The sequence below is a fragment of the Lysinibacillus sp. genome (assembly GCF_032093475.1).
Lineage (GTDB): Bacteria > Bacillota > Bacilli > Bacillales_A > Planococcaceae > Lysinibacillus > Lysinibacillus irui.
The window spans coordinates 1-20,585 of record NZ_DAMDAY010000012.1 but is presented as its reverse complement, the minus strand read 5'-3'; the positions used below and the strand labels follow the sequence as shown (position 1 = coordinate 20,585).

Sequence of the window (20,585 nt, the reverse complement as noted above, 5' to 3'; positions counted from 1 at the left end):
TTCTTGTTTCGGAGGAAATATATTGGAAAAGAAACGTCAAAATGAGACTCAATCGAATATAGTGTCGTTCATTCCAACAGGCGACTATTATTATAAAAAATCAATTCAAGCTATGAACAGTGGTCAAATGAATAAGGCTTATAAATATTTACAGCGTGCGGTAGATTTAAGTCCTGATGATCCAATGATTAACTTGCAGCTAGCCATAGTAGAGTTAGAGGGTCAACGTTTTGAGGAAGCGTATGATCTGCTTCGTCATGCTTATCAAATTGATCCAGATAATCCTGAAATCATATTTTATATGGCAGAGGTATCTGGGTGTGTAGGCATAATGCATGATGCTAAACGCTTTGCGGAAGAATACTTAAAGTTAGAGCCAGAAGGTGCTTATGCGGATGAGGCAGCAGAAATATTAGAATTCGTCGCTTTTGAGCAGGACGATTTAGAAGAACTTGAAGGCTCAGGTGAGGATTTATATCGCCAGGAGCAGGCTCGTCGTTGTATGGAAAAGGGAGATTTCCCAGAAGCTATTAATATTTTAGAAGATTTAATTGAAGATCGCCCAGCATTTTGGTCTGCCTATAATAATTTAGCGCTCGCTTATTTTTATGTTGGAGAAGAAGAACAAGCAAAAGCTCTCTTACATACAGTGCTACGTGAAAATAAGGGCAACTTACATGCGCTATGTAATTTAACGGTGATTGCGTATTATGAAAAGAATGAAGAAGACTTACAAGCGCTATTAAATGTGCTTGTTAAAATTCAGCCTTATACATGGGAGCATCGTTATAAGCTTGGAGCGACATTAGCCTTAATAGGGCAATACGAATTAGCCTATAAGTGGTTACGCAGTATGCAAAAGAGAGGCTATGTTGGAGATGCAGGTTTTTACTTTTGGTTATCCCATGCTGCATATTTCTCAGATCATGTGGAGATTTCGAAAAGTGCTTGGGATCAGCTTCTAGAGCTAGATCCAGACAAAGAAGGCTTTGAGCCATGGCGCCAACAGGAGAATGAATTTGCTCTGGATGCCTTGGAGCATGATCGTGATTTTATTGTTGAAAAATTAGAAAGTTCTTATACAAGTGAACGTATTTTTGGGTTGTTTTTATTGAAAGGAACTGCCCATAAGCAAGAAATTATCGCCCATCCGAAATGGGTCAATATTGAACAATTAGGCTCATTCGAGAAGTTATTTTTGGCTTACGCACTGGGTCATGAATTTGATAAGAAAAATAAAGTAGAAGCAAGCTTTTTACGTGCAGTCCATGTGTCAGAAATTTTATTAGAACAGTATGGAAAGCTATCATCACTGATTGTTCCAATGTTTCAGATGTGGTTTGTACTTTGTGAACAAGCTTTAGTACAAAATTATCGTTTTACTAATCCTGCAGCGATTGCGGGAGCAAATGACTATTTGTTTAAATCTTCACAGATGCTCAAAGTAACAAAAAAAGAAATAGCTCAACAATATGGGGTTTCTGTTTCCACTTTAACGAAGTATATTGATGAAATCTTAACATTTTTACCTGATAGTCATAATTAGCGTGTGAGCAACATAGTTGAATAACTTTATACTTTCACATACGATGAACATACTAACGTTATCACCAATATTCCTTGGCGACATTGCGTTTTATAACCGTCCTATCCGCCAAGGGCTTTATCTTCTTCAATAGGTGACGTTACACTTAATGAAGATAAAAAGTATTTTGTTTAGGGGGAAGTATTTATGTCGGAAGAAAAAATTTATGATGTAGTAATCATTGGTGCAGGTCCTGCAGGGATGACTGCTGCTGTCTATACATCTCGTGCAAATTTATCAACATTAATGATTGAACGTGGTATTCCTGGTGGGCAAATGGCTAACACAGAAGAAGTAGAAAATTACCCAGGTTTTGATACAATTTTAGGGCCAGAGCTTTCTACAAAAATGTTTGAGCACGCTAAAAAATTTGGTGCTGAATATGCCTACGGTGATGTAACAGAAATCATTGATGGTGAAGAATATAAAACCATTAAATCAGGTGCAAAAGAATATAAAACACGTGCCATTATCATTACAACAGGAGCAGAGTATAAAAAAATGGGTGTGCCAGGTGAAAAAGAACTTGGCGGCCGTGGCGTCAGCTACTGTGCAGTATGTGATGGGGCATTCTTTAAACAAAAAAATCTAGTCGTTGTAGGTGGAGGAGATTCAGCTGTTGAAGAGGGTGTTTATCTGACTCGCTTTGCTGATAAAGTCACAATTGTCCACCGTCGCGATAAATTACGTGCTCAAAAAATTCTGCAAGATCGTGCTTTTGCTAACGACAAAATTGATTTCATTTGGAATGCAACTGTAAAAGAAATTAATGAGGCTAATGGTAAAGTTGGTAGTGTAACACTACAATCAACTGTTGATGGTACAGAATCTGAATTTGCAACAGATGGTGTCTTTGTATACATTGGAATGTTACCTTTAACTAAACCATTTGAATCATTAGGTATTTTAAATGATGCTGGTTATATTTTGACAAATGACAATATGGAAACAACAATCCCAGGTATTTTTGCTGCTGGAGATGTTCGTGAAAAATCACTTCGTCAAATTGTCACAGCAACAGGTGATGGTAGTATTGCTGCACAAGCTGTACAGCATTATGTAGAAGAACTATTAGAAAAAATTAATGCCTAACATGGCTTTTAAGGAAAAAAATACAATTTTAATGTGGTTTTAATATTGCTGTAACTTGAATGACATATAAAAGGTGTATGATTAAACATGTAATTAGCAATCCCCCTTTTATTTTGTTAGTAGGTTGTTTCCGCCTCAATAGGTGGGAGCAACCTACTTTTTTATTTGTATTGATCATGATGTTATTTACATTGTTTTACTAAATGAAGAGAACACCTCTTAAGCGTCATCTAGCGGAATGACGATCATTCCAGTAAGGATATTTAATTTATAAAAAGCGTAAGTTATGCCCACAAATAATTCACAATGCTTGAATAAAACTAAATTGTTAATTGTCTTTGCTAGAGAGTTGTAAATGAGGACAAATCTTGCAAGGTCTTGCTATAATGGAGAGTAGAATGCAAAAGTGATTAGAGGTGTGCCTATGCAAAGAATTGCAAATTTAATTGCCGTAAAAGACGGTAAAGTATTATTACTTCAGAAACCAAGACGAGGCTGGTATGTTGCTCCAGGAGGCAAAATGGAGAGCGGTGAGTCTATCTTTGAGGCTGCTGTCCGTGAGTTTCAAGAAGAGACAAATGTTACACCTTTGAATGTTCATTTAAAGGGTGTTTATACAATGATCATTAAAGAAAACAATGATGTTGTGGACGAATGGATGCTCTATACATTTGTTGCAAAGGATGTAGAAGGTATACCATTTGAAGAAACGAGAGAAGGCAAGCTTGCATGGCACCCAGTTGAGGATTTAGCACATTTGCCAATGGCTGAAGGAGATCGAACTAATTTACAATTTGCCGTTTCACAAACAGGTATTCAATATGGCACGTTTGACTATACAACGAATTTTGAATTACTTCATCAGAAAATACAAATATCAAAAGAACAATAAAGGAGTTGCATGACAGTGGTGGTTGAAAGCCAACAAAGTACACATGAATTGGTTATTATTACAGGAATGTCTGGAGCTGGAAAGACCGTGGCTATTCAAAGCTTTGAGGATTTAGGGTATTACTGTATTGATAATTTACCACCTGCGTTACTTACAACTTTTTTAACTCTGCTAAGAGATTCTGGTAAAAATAGTACGCGTATCGCGGCGGTAATGGATATGCGTGGTGGCGATTTTTTTGATGCTCTAATTGGCGCATTAGACCATATACTAAAAGAAGGCGATATTGTAGCTCGTATTTTATTTTTAGATGCAGACGATGCCACATTAGTCAGACGCTATAAAGAAACAAGGCGTGCCCATCCATTAGCAGTAAATGGTTTACCATTAGATGGAATCAAACATGAACGTGCACTCTTATCTGAAGTAAAAGGCCGTGCTAATTTCGTTTATAACACATCTAACATGAAGCCAAAGCAACTGCGCGAAAGAATTGTCAAAGAATTTGCTAGTGATGCGGATACTATTTTTACTGTTAACATCATGTCCTTTGGCTTTAAGCATGGTATGCCCATTGATGCTGATTTAGTATTCGATGTGCGTTTTCTTAAAAATCCATATTATGTGGAGGAACTGCGTCCTAAAACGGGTCTTCAAACAGAGGTATCCTCTTATGTTTTAGCTTTGGAAGATACACAAATACTCATCCAAAAACTAACGGATTTATTAGACTTTATGATTCCTCTTTATCGACAAGAAGGTAAATCTCAACTTGTCATTGCTTTCGGTTGTACTGGGGGGCAGCATCGCTCAGTGACGTTAGCAGAATTTTTTGGTGCCTATTTTGCAGGCAAGGAAAATACGGTTATTACGCATCGTGATATTAATCGTAGAAAGGAATGAGTGAATGGGGAAAAAGCAAACAAAGCTTGTGGTAATAGGTGGTGGCACAGGACTTTCTACGTTACTGCGCGGGCTTAAGCATCATCCATTTGATATTACTGCTATTGTAACAGTGGCAGATGATGGTGGTTCTTCTGGCCGTTTACGTGATGACTACGATATTCCACCACCTGGTGATGTTCGCAATGTCATTGCAGCATTATCAGATATTGAGCCACTTGTTGAGCAAATGTTTCAGTACCGTTTTTCAGCATCAGAGGATTTACGAGGACATTCTTTGGGAAACTTAATGCTTACAGCTCTTACTGATATTACAGGCGATTTCAGCCATGCTATAAGTGAAATGGGAAAGGTTTTAAAAGTTCATGGTCGCGTTATACCAGCTGCAAATAAAAAAATAAACCTACATGCTGTGCTAGAGGATGGTTCAATTATCGAAGGAGAATCCAAAATACCAACAGCAACAAAGCGCATTAATCGCGTTTTTTTAGTACCTGAAAATGTGCAACCGTTACCAGAAGCTATTCGTGCCATACATCGTGCAGACTATATTTTAATCGGTCCTGGAAGCTTGTATACAAGTATCATTCCCAATTTGCTTGTGAAGGAGATTGGTGAAGCTGTAGTGAAAGCAAAAGGAAGAAAAATATATGTTTGTAATTTAATGACGCAAAAAGGTGAAACCATTTCTTATACAGCAGGCGATCATGTAGCAGCCATACATAAGCATGTTGGCAACGATTTTATTGATTCTATTTTAGTAAATGATGAAGAACTGCCAATTCCAGTAAAAGAACTGTATAAAGAAGAAAGAGCTGAACCAGTAACATTTGATGTGGCAAAGCTTGAAAGTATGGGTTTAGAGGTAATTAAACGTGACATTGCGACTATTAGGCAGGATGGAACTGTTCGACATAATGCTGCAAATGTTGCAGAATGGCTAGTAGATTACGCTGATATTTACCATCAAAAGGTAAATAGACCGATTATAGAAACATAATACGTTTATTGTATATGGTAAGATAACATATACATAGAAATATGATTGAAAGGGGGGCGTGATATGTCTTTTGCTTCTGAAACGAAAAAAGAACTGACGCAAATAGAAGCGGACAATCATTGTATGAAAGCAGAAGTTTCTGCCCTAATTCGTATGAATGGTTCATTATCCTTTGCAAATAAACAACTAAGCTTAGACGTGCAAACTGAAAACGCTGCAATAGCTAGAAGATTATATACGATTATGAAAAAGTTATATCCATACAATGTGGAATTACTAGTTCGCAAGAAAATGCGACTTAAAAAAAATAATGTGTATATATGCCGTGTAAGAGAAGGTGCACGTGAGCTGTTAATTGATTTAGAAATCATCTCAGACGACTTTCAATTTAATCATACAATCTCGAGAGAGCTCATTAAAAAGAGTGGACAAAAAAGAGCGTATTTAAGAGGTGCATTTTTAGCAGGAGGTTCTGTCAATAATCCAGAAACATCAGCCTATCATTTAGAGATATATTCTTTATATAAAGAGCATGGTGAAGCATTAATGGATTTAATGAATGAATTTGAGCTCAATGCTAAAACAATTGAACGGAAAAAAGGTTTTGTGACGTATTTAAAGGAAGCAGAAAAAATTTCAGATTTCCTTAATATTGTTGGTGCCCACCAGGCTATGATGAAGTTTGAAGATGTTCGGATATTGCGAGATATGCGCAATAGTGTCAACCGTATTGTAAACTGTGAAACAGCCAATTTAAATAAGACCATAGGTGCTGCATTACGGCAAGTGGAGAATATTCGATTTATTGAAAATTCGATTGGCCTTGATCAACTGCCAGAGAAGCTTCGTGAAATAGCACGTCTACGTGTAGAATACCAAGATGTTACGTTAAAAGAGCTTGGTGAAATGGTTTCCAGTGGAACGGTTAGTAAATCAGGCGTTAACCATCGATTAAGAAAAATTGACGAAATTGCGGAAGCATTAAGACGCGGTGAAAAAATAGGTGGTTAAGTTTTCATACTTTTCAGGTATGAATGTCATGCGTAATCGCTTATTGTTCTTTTGCTAGTAAGTAAGGTAAGATAAAACTAATAGATGAACGGTAGTGAAGGGGAGTTTTGAGAATGATTGAGAGAAGAGTCCAGGTCAAATTAAAATTAGGACTACAAGCTAGACAAGCAGCACTATTTGTGCAAGAAGCAAATCGTTTTAGTGCTGATATCTTTCTAGAAAAAGATGAGAAAAAAGTAAATGCGAAATCCATTATGGGTGTCATGAGTCTAGCTGTCGCTAAAGGTACCGAAGTTACTTTAAGCAGTGAAGGCAACGATGCCGAGCAAGCGGTTACAGCATTGGCAACACTTATCGAAAAAGAAGATTAAACATTTGTAATATTATCGAACATAAAGGCACCACAGAGCAATTCTGTGGTGCCTTCATGTTGTTGAATAAATGTTCCGTTCCGCCCGCGTCCTTTCCCCAGAGGCGTCCGATGAGCCGCTTCACTCATTACGTTCGCTCCTTATCTCATTTGTGACGTTGATCCTCTAGGAGTAACGCTTAAAATGAGTAGGGAGAACATTATCACCTTTCACAAAAAAATTTATTTTTCAACACAATAAAGGCATCACAGAGCAAATCTGTGATGCCTTCTGTTTTTTATTTATTATCGCTACGATGCATAATATGGTCGATTAAACCGTATTCTTTAGCTCGCTCAGCAGTCATGAAGTTATCACGATCTGTGTCTCTTGCAATGACTTCAAGTGGTTGACCAGTGCGTTCAGATAAAATGCCGTTTAATTTTTCACGTAAGAATAAAATACGTTTAGCAGCAATTTCAATTTCCGTCGCTTGACCTTGTGCACCACCTAGTGGTTGGTGAATCATGACTTCTGCATTTGGTAATGCAAAACGTTTACCAGGTTCCCCAGCAGCAAGTAAGAATGCTCCCATTGACGCAGCCATACCAATACAAATTGTTTGAACCTGTGGCTTAATAATTTGCATTGTGTCGTAGATAGCCATACCAGCCGTAATTGATCCACCTGGTGAATTGATGTAAAGAGAGATATCTTTATCTGGATCTTCTGCTTGTAGGAAAAGAAGCTGTGCGACAATAGAGTTAGCTACATTGTCATCAATAGCACTTCCTAAAAGGATAATACGGTCTTTAAGCAGACGTGAGTAAATATCGTATGCACGTTCACCACGACTTGTTTGTTCAATAACTGTAGGAATTAAATTCATGTTAAATCCTCCTTAAAAAACTAAATTCGAATACCTTTGCTGAAATTTCCATTGTTATTTCAGCTGTATCCTTATCATACACATTATAGTCAGGGAAGGTCAAATATTAACCCTGCTAAAGTGAAATTAAAAAAAATATATTGTTTTTGCATTCTATGGTTGTATTTTGTGAGATACGTTTGTATAATAGTTAAGGTTATAAGTTTAAAGTACAGGACACTATTTTGCAGGTATGCTTCAAAAATGAGGATTATCTACATCATGCTTTTCGTAAGCCTAGAGTGAGTACTTTTTTTTTGTGCTTTTGCCCTCGTGGTGTAATGGATAACACGTAAGATTCCGGTTCTTGCACTGGGGGTTCGATTCCCTCCGAGGGCGCCATTTTACTGATTATAGATATACTTGTTATAGCTCGTCTCCTAATAAGTAGTTTAGCAGCCTGCTTAGTGGAGATAGAGAGGAAAAAGTAAGGGAATACTGTCCTAGTTGGCATTATTCCCCTATTTGTTCCTTTCAAACCTTCAAAAAAGCAACAACTCCAAATTATTTTTTAGTGAACATACTGTACGTGGACTAGTCATAGTCAAAAAAAGAATCCTTTCTGAGGGGATTCTTTTTTTTTGCCAAAATTTATCGAAAATTGGCATCGTTTATATTGTATATATATTAGTTTTAGGTTTGATTTCTTGTTATTTATACATGTTTTATCTAATTATATGCATTTAATATAAATTTATATGAAAAAATATTTAGTTTTATGTGAAAAGTTGTTGTCTAATTACTATAATGTTAATATAATTGACCTAATAGTCTAACATTTCCGAATTGCGAAAAATAATACGCATTTCGGAATATTATCGAAACAGGGGGAAAAACAATGAAAAAAACAGGATGGATGTTATTGATGATGATAGCAGCTTTAACATTAGCACTTGCAGGTTGCGGAACAAAAGATGATGCATCCTCAGGTAGTACACCTTCAGAAGATGGCGGAGATGGGAAGAAAGTATATAAAGTAGGTACAGAGGCTACTTTTGCACCTTTTGAATCTGTTGACGATTCAGGGAAAATTGTAGGGATTGATGTCGATATTTTACAAGCTATTGCGGATGAAATGGATTTTGAGGTTGAATGGAGTAATATTGGTTGGGAGCCTGTTTTCCAAACAATTAAAAATGGCGAAACAGATATCGGTGCTTCTGGGATCACAATTACGGAAGAGCGTAAAGAATCATTTGATTTTACAGAACCATACTATGAATCTCAATTACTAATCGTTGTTAAAGAAGATTCAAAGATTAAGTCATTAGAAGAACTAAAAGATAAAAAGGTATCCGTTCAAATTAATGCTACTGGTCATATGGCAGCGAAAAAGTTACAAGGTGAAGCAAGTACAAATATTATGGCTTTTGAAAGTCAGCCAATCGCTATTCAAGAGATGTTAAATGGAAACGTTGATGCAGCTATTGGAGATAATGCAGTAGTTTATGAATATATTAAAGCTCATCCAGATCAAAAACTAAAAGTAATTGAAGATGATGCATTCGAAAAAGAATACTATGGCTTTATGGTTCAAAAGGGGAATAAAGAGCTATTAGATAAATTAAATGAAGGTCTTAAAAAGATTAAAGAAAACGGAAAATTAAAAGAAATTACAGGTACGGATTTTCAGTAATAAATGAGTAGAGTGATGCCACTAGCACAGCTACTGTGCTGGCGGCTCATTTAATTTTCGTAACTTTAAAGGGGAATGGGGTTTTCGGATGGACATCTTTGACCTACGCTGGGACATTGTCTGGAACTACCGAGATATGTTTATACGAGGTATTGGCGTAACACTTATTTTGACACTTAGTGGTTATTTTGGAGGTATTCTATTAGGTCTATTTTTGGGCCTAGGAAAATTATCGAGTAAAAAATGGATTTATTGGCCATCTAAACTATATATCGATTTATTCCGTGGAACACCAATGCTTGTGCAAATTTTGTTAATACACTTAGCAGTGATTCCAACAATCTTTGGTCATTCTTTAGGCTATATGGTTTCAGGGATTACAGCACTAATTTTAAACTGTGCAGCTTACAATGCGGAAATCTTCCGTGCAGGTATTCAAAGTATTGCAAAAGGGCAAATGGAGGCAGCTCGTTCTCTTGGTTTAACGCATAACCAGGCGATGCGAAAGGTCATTTTACCGCAAGCATTTAGACGCATGATTCCACCGTTAGGGAATGAATTCATTGCATTATTAAAAGATTCATCATTAGTAACAGTTATTGCAGCACCAGATATTTTATATGCTAGTAAAGTAGTAGCAGGTGCAAGTTTCCGCTTCTGGGAACCGTACATCGTTGCTGCATTACTATACTTAGTTTTAACATATGGTGTAACGAAGATTGTCGCATTTATCGAGAAACGTTTTAGCAATAGTTATGTCCCTCGTAAAGCAGAAGGGCGGGAAGCAAGATGATAAAAATTGAGAACCTACACAAATATTTTGGCAAGCTTGAAGTATTAAAAGGAATCGATTATGAAATTCAAGAGAAACAGGTTGTCTGCGTCATTGGACCATCTGGTTCAGGGAAAAGTACATTTTTACGCTGCATCAATATGCTTGAAGAAGTGACAGATGGTGCTATTTATATTGAAAACGTAAAAATAAATGATCCTAAAACGAATATCAATGAAATTCGAGCTGAAGTTGGCATGGTGTTTCAACAATTTAACTTATTCCCTCATATGACAGTTCTCGATAATGTAACGATGGCACCTATGCAAATTCGTAAAATGAGTCGTCCAGATGCTGAAGCACTTGGACATGAGCTATTGAAAAAGGTTGGACTCGACAGCAAGGCTTATAATTATCCTGAGCAGCTTTCAGGTGGTCAGCAGCAGCGTGTAGCCATTGCACGTGCCTTAGCAATGAAGCCCAAAGCCATTCTATTTGACGAGCCTACTTCCGCACTCGATCCAGAAATGGTAAAAGAGGTGCTAGATGTAATGAAAAATCTAGCTGCTGAAGGGATGACAATGGTTGTCGTTACCCATGAAATGGGGTTTGCTCGTGAAGTGGGCGATCGAGTTGTCTTTATGGATGGAGGCTTTATCGTAGAAGAAGGCTCTCCGGATGAATTGTTCGGCAATCCGCAAAACGAACGTACGAAGGCATTTTTAGGGAAAGTTCTATAATTAAAAAGACAGTCCATGGTGAGAATTACACCATGGACTGTTTTTTAATGAAGGGGATTAGATGTTGTGTCGTATGCATTAAGCATCGTTTGCATATCCTGTTCAGAGTACTGAGGCACCTGATAATAGCCATGCATATTTTGGTAAATCGATAATTCGTAAGCCATTTCGATGCAGTTTGGAATACTATCAGCAACAACACGACGAACAACAGGGTTTGTTGTCTCCATCGCCGCAGTAGTCATACATTTAGCTGCCCCTTTTTGAGCACCAAGTAAGAAACCAGAAATGGCTTCATCATTAATTTCATTGGCATTTTGCATTGGCTTTTTAGGTTGACCAGCATTTAAGCCGTATTTAAAGTCATTACCTGTCTCCATTTGATAACGCCCTGTTGGCACAGATGGATCATGTCCAGTTTTAAAGGACTCCACAATTGTATTGTACATACCTAGAGTGAAGTTATATTGGCGATCCAAAATGCTTAGTAGCTCTGGATCCTTTACATGTGGGCGTAAAATAATGGCTTGGTTCATACCAGCAATAATTTCGCCGATCGTTTCATGTATGTCCATCATTTCATGGCCACCATGATTTAGGCTATGTTGTTGATTGAAATTTGTTTGATTTGATGATTCGTTATAAAACGATTGTGACAAAAAAAACGCCTCCTCAAAGATATTTTGTTGCAGTATTTAGTATGTCGAGTCCATTCCATTTCATACGGTATAAATGTAAAAGCAAAAATGTAGACTAATGACAGAAGGAAAAGGAAGTTGAGGAGGCATTAAAATTTGAAAAAATCGTTCGGACCTATTGCTGTCATTGTTATTATTTTTGTGGTAATCGCTCTATTATTCATTCCTAAATATAATAGCCTGGTGTCGGCAGAGGAAAATGTTGATTCAAAATGGGCTCAAGTTGAGAATCAGCTCCAACGCCGTTTTGATTTAATCCCCAATTTAGTAGAATCTGTAAAAGGTTATGCCAATCATGAACAAGAAGTCATAACAAGTATAACGGAAGCACGTGCGCAAATGGGGAGTGCTAATTCACCGCAGGAGCAAGCTGTGGCAAATGATGCTTTAACTGGCGCACTAAGCAGATTACTTGTAGTAGTGGAAAATTACCCTAATTTAAAGGCCGATGCAAATTTCCGTCAGTTAATGGATGAATTAGCAGGCACAGAAAATCGTCTAGCTGTAGCACGTGAGGATTATAACAATGAGGTACAGCAATTTAATAAGCATGTTAAACGTTTCCCGGGTAATTTAGTTGCAGGGATGTTTGGATTCGAGCAAAAAGAATACTTTAAAGCGGCCGCAGGGGCTGACAAGGCGCCATCAATCGATTTTAGTCAATCATCAGGTACACACTAATGAAACGTTATATTGTACAGATTATCATCGTTTGCTCGGTGCTTCTTTTTTGTACGAATATGACGAAAGCAGCTATGCCATCACCAATGAAAAATACGTATATCCATGATTTTGCCAATGTTTTATCTGCAAATGTCAAAGAACAATTAAATCATTATTCAGAGCAGTTAGATCAAGGCACGGGTGCTGAGATTATGGTTGTCACAGTGGATAGTCTCAGCGGGCAGGAGCCGAAGATGTATGCAACCAAAATGATTCGCTCATGGGGAATAGGTGACAAAGAAAAAAATAATGGTGTCCTAATACTAGCCACTTTTGGTCAGGGTGAAGGCAATAATGATGTGGTAATAGCTGTTGGTCAGGGACTAGAGGGACCATTACCAGATGGTAAGCTAGGACGTATTTTAGATCATGCATTTTACCCATCTGCGAGTGAGGGAAACATTGATCAAGCCTTCCAAGCTACATATGCTGAAGTATTTCGCACTGTTGCGGAAGAGTATAATTGGAATGGTGAAGTACCTGTAGGAGCTAACGAGGGTGAAGATATGCCTGTTTGGTTAATCATCTTAATCATAATTGTTGTCCTCATCATATATTCGTTCTTTTCGAAAGGCGGTGGTGGTCCAAGAGCTGGGGGCTTTGGTGGTTTTCCTGGAAGCTTTGGTGGAGGTCGATCGAGTGGTGGAGGCTTTGGAGGCTTTGGTGGAGGATCTTCTGCAGGAGGAGGAGCAAGCAGAAAATTCTAATCTGTCTGTATTAGCGAACTAATCATATTAGTTCGCTTTCCTTATGGATATATTTAGTGACCTTATTCATTGACATTAATTACATTATTGGTATAATTTGGGTATATCGACAATCGGTATAACGTAAACTGATATAAGGAGGAATCATTTTGAAAAAAAGATTTTTATCTGCATCATTAGCGATAATATTAACAACATCTGTGGTCATTCCTACAACACTACAAGAAGTACGTGCTGCAGATGAAACGAACAGTGTCGTGGTAGCACAGGAGGAACGCATTTCAGCACAGGAATTTTTGAATTTAGCTGTAACAGCTTTAACATTCCAGCACGGATCAGAACCAATGCGCCAACAGATTATTGGGCAATGGGTAAAGGCTGGAGAGCTAACAGATTTAAGTTCGATGATAAAACGTGATGAGGTTGCTCGTATTTTAGTAAGGGCTATAAATAAAGAAGAGAAAGAAGCATCACTTGCTGAGTATTTAGAAAAGGCGAATAAACTTGGTTTATTTAATGGTGTGGTAAGTACTGAATTTATTTCTAAACAAGATGCAGTAAAAATTTTAAACAATGCAAATCAGATAAAGAATGGTTCTAATAATGAAGGAGTAAAGGAAATTTCTGTAGAGGATTTCATGAAAAATCCTGGGAATTTCGGTTATGAACTTTCACCAGATGGAAATTACATTACGTTTGCCTCTGCATGGGAGAGTCGTTCTAATGTGTTCGTGAAAAAAATGAATGATGATAGTGAGCCGATACGTGTCTCAAGCTCAAAAGATCGTGATATTGCAGGTTTTTTCTGGAAAGATGATACTTTACTTTATTTAAAGGATAAAGGAGGAGATGAAAACTTCCATATTTATTCTACAACATTTAATGGGTCAGAGGAAAAAGATTTAACTCCGTATCCAAACGTAACAGTTGGAATTTTAAGTGGTCTACAGGGTGTGAAAGATGAAATATTGATCATGATGAATAAAGAGGATGCCACTGTTTTTGATGTGTACAAGCTCAATGTAAAAACAGGGGAAACGACTCATGTTGCAAAAAACCCTGGCAATATTACAAGCTGGTTAGCAGATCGAAACGGTAATGTGCGTGTTGCCGTTGCTTCAGACGGTGTGGCAGGCACAATTCTTTATCGAGATTCTGAAAAGGATGAATTTAGACCATTTATTGAAGTTGAGGCTGGAGATGAAGTAATGCCAGTAGCTTTCTCGAAAGACAATCAATACATTTACGCAACATCGAATAAAGGTCGGGATAAGGTAGAAGTAGTAAAATATGATTTAAAAGGTAAAGAAGAAGTTATCATGTCAAATGATGAAGTAGACGTCTCAGGTATACTATATAATGCAGATCAAGATAAATTGTTATATGGTGCATATATTACTGATAAAACAAATTATCAATTCTTTGACGAGGATTTTGAAAAATTATTCCGTAAAATCCAAAACAAACTTGGTGTGCCTGAAAGTGAATTAGGTATTAATGATTACAATAAAGAGATGACAAAATTTATTGTTAGTGTTTCTAGTGATACCGTTTATGGACAATATTATTATTATGATTCCACTACGGACGAATTAAAAGAATTGGCCACTCTAAGCCCTTGGTTAAACCCAGAGGAGCTTGCTGAAATGCATCCAATTTCATATAAGAGTCGAGACGGCTTAATAATTAACGGTTATTTAACTTTGCCGAAAAATAAAGAGGCAAAAAATCTCCCTCTTATCGTGAATCCACACGGTGGACCATGGGCTCGTGATATGTGGGGCTTTAACCCAGAAGTACAATTATTAGCAAACCGTGGCTATGCAGTACTACAAGTGAATTTCCGTTCGTCAACTGGCTATGGGAAGGAGTTCCTTCAAGCTGGTAATAAGCAATGGGGTCTAAAAATTCAAGATGATATTACAGATGGCGTACAATGGGCTATTGATCAAGGTATTGCAGATCCAGAACGCATTGGTATTTATGGTGCATCCTTTGGTGGTTATGCAACACTAGCTGGTATTACGTATACACCTGATTTATATGCTGCAGCGGTTGACTATGTAGGCGTTTCTAACATTTTCACATTATTAAATACCATCCCGCCATACTGGGAAACTATGCGTGACATGTTTTATGAACGAGTAGGTCACCCAGAAAAAGACAAAGAATTATTAACAGCTGTTTCACCTATCTTCCATGCGGATAAAATTAAAACACCTTTATTTGTCGCTCAAGGCGCAAATGATCCACGTGTCAATAAAGCAGAATCTGATCAAATTGTAGAAGCTTTACGTGCTAGAGGTGTCGACGTAGAGTATATGCTTAAGGATAATGAAGGACATGGCTTTGCGAATGAAGAAAATAGAATTGAATTCTATAATGCTATGGTGAAATTCTTCGACAGTCACTTAAAATAACATGAAAAACGAAAGGCATTGATGTGTAGCTTGCTCGCACTCGATGCCTTTTGTTGATTATAGTAGGTGAATGGTATTTGGGTAAGGCTTCTTACGTTCTAATGAAGAAATACATTGAGCTAGTTCCTCAATGCCGTGATGAATGAATTGCTCATCCACTTGAGAGATACTTAAACGAATCAGATTATCCCTTTTAAATTCTGGTAAAAACATTCTAGAAGCATCATCCATGAAAATATTTTTATTTTTTAATAGGTGCACTGTCTGCTTAGCACTCACATTGTCAGGAAGAACGATTGACAGATAAAAGCCTGATACAGGTTTCGTGAAGTTAGTATGACTTGGAAGTAATGATTCGCAAGCCTCCTGTAAAGCCTTCATTTTTCCTACATAAAGTGCTTTTATCGTTTTAATATGGCTATTAAACATACCACTTTTTAAATAAATATCTAAGGCACCCTGTGAGAGAACAGCGCTATTGAAATCTGCACTAAATTTATAACGCAAGAAATGATTCATCATTATAGTTGGGAGTACGACAGTAGCAACTCTGAGGCCAGGGAGAAACACCTTTGAAAAGCTTTTAATATAAATAATTCTGCCAGAAGGATTATAAGCGAACAATGGATCCGATTTAGAGTCTGGATCCAAATCTCCTAAAAAATCATCCTCCACAATATAAACATCATATTTTTCTGCTAGTTCTACAATTTTTCTTTTTTCAGCATTTGTATAGCTATGACCGAGAGGATTTTGGAATCTCGGCACTATATAGAAAAACTTGATATCATTATTGCGAAAAATATATTCGAGTCGCTCTAAATCAATACCCTCCATCGTCAAATCAATCCCAAAGGTAGTAGCCTGATGTAGGTGAACAGATTCTATAAAACCGAAATAGGTAGGCTGTTCAATTAATATATTACTTTTGCCATTCGGAAATGGCATGGACACTAATAAATGTAAGGCTTGCTGAGAGCCTGAAACGATAAATAAGCGATCAGGATCGGTAAAGACCTGCAAGCTTTGTAAATACTTCGTTATTTGAACACGAAGAGAGTAAAGGCCTTGTTGGTCACTATAACTAAATAATTCTTCCTTATAGATATCGATGGCTTGATTGATACAATGCTGAAATTCAATATAAGGCATAATCGTTTTGTCTGGACCTGCAGACAAAAAATCAACGACATATTGTGATGTGGTTGGCTGCTCTAATTTATTCACAACATAGTAACCGCTTTTTGGAATGGAAAAAATAAAATGTTCCTTTTCCAGCTCATTGTACGCTCTGATTACTGTATTTTTACTACAGGAAAATTGCTCAGCTAATTGTCGAACAGAAGGGAGCTTACTACCTGTAGTGAGTAAGCCGTTTGCCATCTTATCTTTTATGTCCTCGATAATCCCCAAATATTTAGCCTCCAATTCGTTTCCCCCCTTATCTGTACCAGGACAGTTGCTAGAAAATTCTGTTTATTTTTGATGTAGTACCTCTTACTATTGATTATACCAGGGACAGATAGGGAGAAAAATGGAAGGATGAGAATTATGCCGGATAAAAGAAAGGAAAAAATAGGCTTGTTGTTAGGTGTTGTTGGAGTAATTTGCTTTAGTTTAACATTACCTGCAACAAGTATAGCGGTACCGTATTTTGGTACTACAATCGTTGGGTTGGGGAGAGCAGTAATCGCTGGGATTATTGTAGCCATTGTGTTGCTTGTAAGAAAAGAAAGGCTACCTTCTGCAAGGCAATTTAAGAGCTTAATGATTGTCTCCTTTGGAGCGGTGTTAGGATTTCCGTTGCTTACTTCTTGGGCGATGACCAGTTTGCCTGTATCTCATGGCGCAGTAGAATTAGCATTATTACCTTTAGCAACTGCAGGTTTTGCTATCTTTCGAGCAGGTGAACGACCCTCATTAAAATTTTGGCTATCAAGTGTCATTGGGGCGATAGCAGTCATCATCTATGCTAGCTATCTAGGCTTAGGGCAATTACATATGGCGGATTTAGCCCTATTAGCGGCAGTGCTAATACTAGGTCTTAGCTATGCGGAAGGAGGACAATTATCCAAGGAACTAGGTAGTTGGCAAGTTATTGCATGGGCCATTCTAATAGCAGGTCCTTTTTTTATCATTCCAGTTTTTTTAAGCTTTACAGCAGATATGCTACAGGCCCCTGCAACAGCATGGCTTAGCCTGTTCTACTTAGCCGTTGTCAGCCAGTTTTTAGCATATGTTGCTTGGTATGGCGGAATGGCTATGGGAGGCATTGCAAGAGTGAGTCAAATTCAATATGTACAGCCATTTTTAATGATCCTTTTTGCAACTCTTTTTTTAAATGAATCTATCACATCATTTACAGTCGTTGTAGCAATGATTGTCGTACTTTCAGTCATTGTGGGCAAAAATACGACGGTTAAGCAAAAAGAATCTAAACCTGTTCCATCAAAAGCCATCAATGAATAGAAGCATTTCTTTATCACACTTTTGTTTATAATAGAGTGGGAGGTGCTATTCATGATTGTAAAATTTTTTAGTCGAGCCAATTGTCCATTATGTGTAGAGGGGTTGCAAACATTAAAGCTTGTTCAGGAAGATGTTCCATTCGAAATTGATATGATCGATATTGAACAGGATGATTTCATACATGAAAAATATATGCTAATGATTCCCGTAGTTGAAAAAGATGGTGTTGTCATCCAGTATGGTCATTTAGATTATGCCACGTTAATGGAGCAATTAGGCAGTTAAGTTACCAAACGTATAAAGAGTTATTAACGGTAAAAATGACTAGAATGTTAGCTGTAATTCACACAATTCACAAATTGTTCAATGAAAGCGTTTTGAAATTGAACAGTTTGTGAAGACCTTCACATTAGACTTTCTTTTCATAAAAATCGGAGTAGAATAGGTATCAAGTAAGAAGTTGTTATAAAACAGTTAATCAAATGTATCACAGGTTTTAGTGGTTGTTATATTACAAAAATGGATGATGTGAAGGGAGATTTTACAATGTGGGTTATTACAGTTTTTGAGAAAAAGGATGTTCGAATTTTTGAATTTACAAATAAAAATGAAGCAACAAAAGCTTTAGAAGGATTTAAGAAAAACGCAATTTTATCTTTCACAAAATAAGTTCCCCAAAGTCTCGTAGCCGTTTTTATTGGCTATGGGACTTTTTTTCATCCAAAACTAGACAATTACTTGCGCTTTAAAAAAATGCATATTATAATAAAATCATAAGTGGGACACAAAATAATATAGTGGGATGAAAAATAACCCACAACTATTGATAAGGGAGTAGATAAATATGTTAACTGTTCCAGAGGCGCAGCAAAGGCTACTTCCTGAAATGTATCCGCTTCTGCAATCAAGGTATCGAATTTTGCAAGCCGTTCAACTTATGCAGCCAATCGGACGACGCACACTTGCTGATTCATTGAAAATGACAGAAAGAGAAATTCGTAAAGAAACAGATATTTTACGTGAACAAGGGTTAATAGATTCGCAAAAGTCGGGTATGGTATGTACAGAAGATGGAGAAATTGTTATTGAGAAACTAAGAGCTATTGTTTATGAATGGTCTGGTTTAACTCAGCTTGCTAAAAAGCTCGAACAACATTTCGGTATCCATCGTGTTGTCGTTGTTCCTGGTGACTATAATGAAGACGATACAATCCTATCCTTGCTTGGCAAAGAAGCAGCACTTCAATTTATGTCCTCAGCTTTTGATGGGCAAATAGTAGCTGTCACTGGTGGGAAATCCGTTGCCTCTCTTGCACAATTTTTGCATCCTGTGGATCTTCAAAAGAAGATAACTTTTGTTGCTGCACGGGGAGGAATTGGACATGAAATGCAAATGCAGGCCAATACACTTGTTGCAACCTTTGCTATGCAAATGGAAACACAGTACCGCACTTTATTCTTACCAGAGCATTTAAGTGAGCAGGCTTATCAAGCGATGTTGACAGAGCCGATGGTAACAGAAATGATGGCATTTTATGATCAAGCAGATTGTGTCATTCATGGGATCGGCTCAGCAGAGGAAATGGCCATTCGTCGTAATTCATCTCCTGAGGATTTGCGAATTTTAGAGGAAAAAGGCGCTGTCAGTGAGGCATTTGGCTATTACTTTAATGCTGAAGGAGAAATCGTGCATCGTATCCGCACGATTGGTATTCAACTTGAGCAGGTTCAAAACAGTCAGCAAGTCATTGCAGTGGCTGCAGGAAAACAAAAAGTCAATGCCATGCTTTCTTATTTTAAAGTGGCGCCAAAGCAAACAATCTTTATAACAGATGAAGCAGCTGCAAAAGCAATTGCTGCTAATTTAGAAAATAACCATCGATGATGGGGATCATATCAAACATGTCACTCGATCTCAAAAAGTGTTGGAACACTTTTTGAATGAGCATAAAACAAATTTAATGTTCCTACTATTAGGGACAGACAATACACATTATTGGAGGAATTAACAATGGCATTAAAATTAGCGATTAATGGATTTGGACGTATTGGACGATTAGTATTTCGTGAGGCAATGAAGCATGATGAATTCGAAGTAGTGGCTGTCAATGACTTAACAGATGCTGGTCAGCTTGCACACTTATTGAAATATGATTCAGTACACGGTATCTATGATGCTGAAGTCAATGCAGATGAAGATTCTTTCGTAGTAAATGGTCGACGCGTAAAAGTATATGCTGAAAAAGATCCAGCACAATTACCATGGGGCGAATTAGGTGTAGACGTAGTTCTTGAATGTACAGGACGTTTCCGTTCAATGGAGGAAGTAGGAAAGCACATTGAAGCAGGTGCTAAAAAAGCTATTCTATCTGCACCAGCTAAAGGGGCAATGCCTACATTTGTTATGGGTGTAAACCATGAGGACTATAACCCAGCAACTGATGATGTGATCTCCAATGCTTCTTGTACAACAAACTGTCTTGCACCAGTAGCTAAAGTGTTAGATGAGAAATTTGGTATTGAACGCGGTATGATGACAACAATTCACTCTTATACAAATGACCAACGTATCCTTGACTTCCCACACTCTGATCCACGTCGTGCACGTGCTGGTGCGGTGTCTATGATTCCAACAACAACTGGTGCAGCAGTAGCTGTT

22 protein-coding genes and 1 tRNA gene are annotated in these 20,585 nt (G+C 37.4%); 19 read left to right on the top strand and 4 right to left on the bottom strand.

Annotated elements, in window-relative coordinates:
• The first annotated feature begins 22 nt into the window (after window positions 1–22).
• From RT445_RS04895 to RT445_RS04865, 7 genes are all read left to right on the top strand, one after another.
• Entirely contained in the window at window positions 23–1,546 is a 1,524-nt protein-coding gene (locus RT445_RS04895; RefSeq protein ID WP_274794391.1) for a tetratricopeptide repeat protein, read from the top strand.
• A gap of 186 nt (window positions 1,547–1,732) precedes the next feature.
• A complete protein-coding gene (gene trxB / locus RT445_RS04890) occupies window positions 1,733–2,677 on the top strand; it encodes a thioredoxin-disulfide reductase (protein ID WP_274794390.1) in 945 nt (314 codons plus the stop codon).
• Between the two features lie 424 nt (window positions 2,678–3,101).
• Window positions 3,102–3,569, top strand: a complete 468-nt coding sequence (locus tag RT445_RS04885) for an NUDIX hydrolase (RefSeq protein WP_274794389.1) — start codon at window positions 3,102–3,104, stop codon at window positions 3,567–3,569.
• Between the two features lie 9 nt (window positions 3,570–3,578).
• Window positions 3,579–4,472 (top strand): RNase adapter RapZ, encoded by an 894-nt coding sequence (gene rapZ / locus RT445_RS04880; protein WP_274794388.1) that lies wholly within the window; start codon window positions 3,579–3,581, stop codon window positions 4,470–4,472.
• A 4-nt stretch (window positions 4,473–4,476) separates the two neighbouring features.
• Complete coding sequence (locus RT445_RS04875) at window positions 4,477–5,472, top strand: gluconeogenesis factor YvcK family protein (protein WP_274794387.1); 996 nt, start codon at window positions 4,477–4,479, stop codon at window positions 5,470–5,472.
• A 63-nt stretch (window positions 5,473–5,535) separates the two neighbouring features.
• Window positions 5,536–6,483, top strand: a complete 948-nt coding sequence (gene whiA / locus RT445_RS04870; protein WP_274794386.1) for a DNA-binding protein WhiA — start codon at window positions 5,536–5,538, stop codon at window positions 6,481–6,483.
• Between the two features lie 113 nt (window positions 6,484–6,596).
• Entirely contained in the window at window positions 6,597–6,854 is a 258-nt protein-coding gene (locus RT445_RS04865) for an HPr family phosphocarrier protein (RefSeq protein ID WP_274794385.1), read from the top strand.
• On the opposite strand, the gene RT445_RS04860 is transcribed toward RT445_RS04865, so the two are convergent.
• Together RT445_RS04860 and clpP are read right to left on the bottom strand one after the other, a co-directional pair.
• Window positions 6,851–6,982: a hypothetical protein gene (locus tag RT445_RS04860; RefSeq protein WP_313469932.1), complete on the bottom strand. Its 132-nt coding sequence runs from the start codon at window positions 6,980–6,982 to the stop codon at window positions 6,851–6,853. The two genes, RT445_RS04865 and RT445_RS04860, sit on opposite strands and share 4 nt — an antisense overlap.
• Before the next feature lie 149 nt (window positions 6,983–7,131).
• Window positions 7,132–7,722: an ATP-dependent Clp endopeptidase proteolytic subunit ClpP gene (gene clpP / locus RT445_RS04855; protein WP_004228025.1), complete on the bottom strand. Its 591-nt coding sequence runs from the start codon at window positions 7,720–7,722 to the stop codon at window positions 7,132–7,134.
• Between the two features lie 306 nt (window positions 7,723–8,028).
• On the opposite strand from clpP, the gene RT445_RS04850 reads away from it, so the two are divergent.
• From RT445_RS04850 to RT445_RS04835, 4 genes are all read left to right on the top strand, one after another.
• Window positions 8,029–8,103, top strand: a tRNA-Arg gene (locus tag RT445_RS04850).
• 496 nt (window positions 8,104–8,599) lie between these two features.
• Window positions 8,600–9,397 carry a basic amino acid ABC transporter substrate-binding protein gene (locus RT445_RS04845; protein ID WP_313469930.1) on the top strand — a complete coding sequence of 266 codons (798 nt, stop codon included), beginning with the start codon at window positions 8,600–8,602 and terminating at the stop codon, window positions 9,395–9,397.
• A gap of 88 nt (window positions 9,398–9,485) precedes the next feature.
• The gene (locus tag RT445_RS04840; protein WP_274794382.1) at window positions 9,486–10,190 is read left to right on the top strand and encodes an amino acid ABC transporter permease; all 705 of its coding nucleotides are present in this window, start codon (window positions 9,486–9,488) and stop codon (window positions 10,188–10,190) included.
• Window positions 10,187–10,909 carry an amino acid ABC transporter ATP-binding protein gene (locus RT445_RS04835; RefSeq protein WP_274794381.1) on the top strand — a complete coding sequence of 241 codons (723 nt, stop codon included), beginning with the start codon at window positions 10,187–10,189 and terminating at the stop codon, window positions 10,907–10,909. Before RT445_RS04840 ends, RT445_RS04835 begins: the two co-directional genes overlap by 4 nt.
• Before the next feature lie 44 nt (window positions 10,910–10,953).
• Here the strand turns inward: RT445_RS04835 and RT445_RS04830 are convergent, their stop codons facing one another.
• Window positions 10,954–11,568: a spore coat protein gene (locus RT445_RS04830; RefSeq protein WP_313469928.1), complete on the bottom strand. Its 615-nt coding sequence runs from the start codon at window positions 11,566–11,568 to the stop codon at window positions 10,954–10,956.
• A 135-nt stretch (window positions 11,569–11,703) separates the two neighbouring features.
• Here RT445_RS04830 and RT445_RS04825 point away from each other — a divergent pair, with 135 nt between their 5' ends.
• The 3 genes from RT445_RS04825 (at window position 11,704) to RT445_RS04815 (ending at window position 15,457) form a co-directional block, all read left to right on the top strand.
• The gene (locus RT445_RS04825; RefSeq protein WP_274794379.1) at window positions 11,704–12,288 is read left to right on the top strand and encodes a LemA family protein; all 585 of its coding nucleotides are present in this window, start codon (window positions 11,704–11,706) and stop codon (window positions 12,286–12,288) included.
• Complete coding sequence (locus tag RT445_RS04820) at window positions 12,288–13,037, top strand: TPM domain-containing protein (protein WP_313469926.1); 750 nt, start codon at window positions 12,288–12,290, stop codon at window positions 13,035–13,037. The genes RT445_RS04825 and RT445_RS04820 overlap by 1 nt, the downstream gene beginning before the upstream one ends.
• Window positions 13,038–13,186: 149 nt before the next feature.
• Window positions 13,187–15,457 carry a S9 family peptidase gene (locus tag RT445_RS04815; protein ID WP_274794377.1) on the top strand — a complete coding sequence of 757 codons (2,271 nt, stop codon included), beginning with the start codon at window positions 13,187–13,189 and terminating at the stop codon, window positions 15,455–15,457.
• 57 nt (window positions 15,458–15,514) lie between these two features.
• On the opposite strand, the gene RT445_RS04810 is transcribed toward RT445_RS04815, so the two are convergent.
• On the bottom strand, window positions 15,515–16,885 hold the full coding sequence (locus tag RT445_RS04810) for an aminotransferase-like domain-containing protein (RefSeq protein WP_312506011.1): 1,371 nt from the start codon (window positions 16,883–16,885) through the stop codon (window positions 15,515–15,517).
• A 123-nt stretch (window positions 16,886–17,008) separates the two neighbouring features.
• On the opposite strand from RT445_RS04810, the gene RT445_RS04805 reads away from it, so the two are divergent.
• From RT445_RS04805 to RT445_RS04785, 5 genes are all read left to right on the top strand, one after another.
• Complete coding sequence (locus RT445_RS04805; RefSeq protein WP_312506009.1) at window positions 17,009–17,926, top strand: DMT family transporter; 918 nt, start codon at window positions 17,009–17,011, stop codon at window positions 17,924–17,926.
• 51 nt (window positions 17,927–17,977) lie between these two features.
• Window positions 17,978–18,211 carry a glutaredoxin family protein gene (locus RT445_RS04800; protein WP_274794375.1) on the top strand — a complete coding sequence of 78 codons (234 nt, stop codon included), beginning with the start codon at window positions 17,978–17,980 and terminating at the stop codon, window positions 18,209–18,211.
• Between the two features lie 261 nt (window positions 18,212–18,472).
• Window positions 18,473–18,595 carry a hypothetical protein gene (locus tag RT445_RS04795; protein WP_255250346.1) on the top strand — a complete coding sequence of 41 codons (123 nt, stop codon included), beginning with the start codon at window positions 18,473–18,475 and terminating at the stop codon, window positions 18,593–18,595.
• Window positions 18,596–18,770: 175 nt separating this feature from the next.
• Window positions 18,771–19,811: a sugar-binding transcriptional regulator gene (locus tag RT445_RS04790; RefSeq protein ID WP_274794374.1), complete on the top strand. Its 1,041-nt coding sequence runs from the start codon at window positions 18,771–18,773 to the stop codon at window positions 19,809–19,811.
• A gap of 126 nt (window positions 19,812–19,937) precedes the next feature.
• The coding region (locus RT445_RS04785; RefSeq protein WP_313469922.1) for a type I glyceraldehyde-3-phosphate dehydrogenase at window positions 19,938–20,585 on the top strand (648 nt) is incomplete at its 3' end.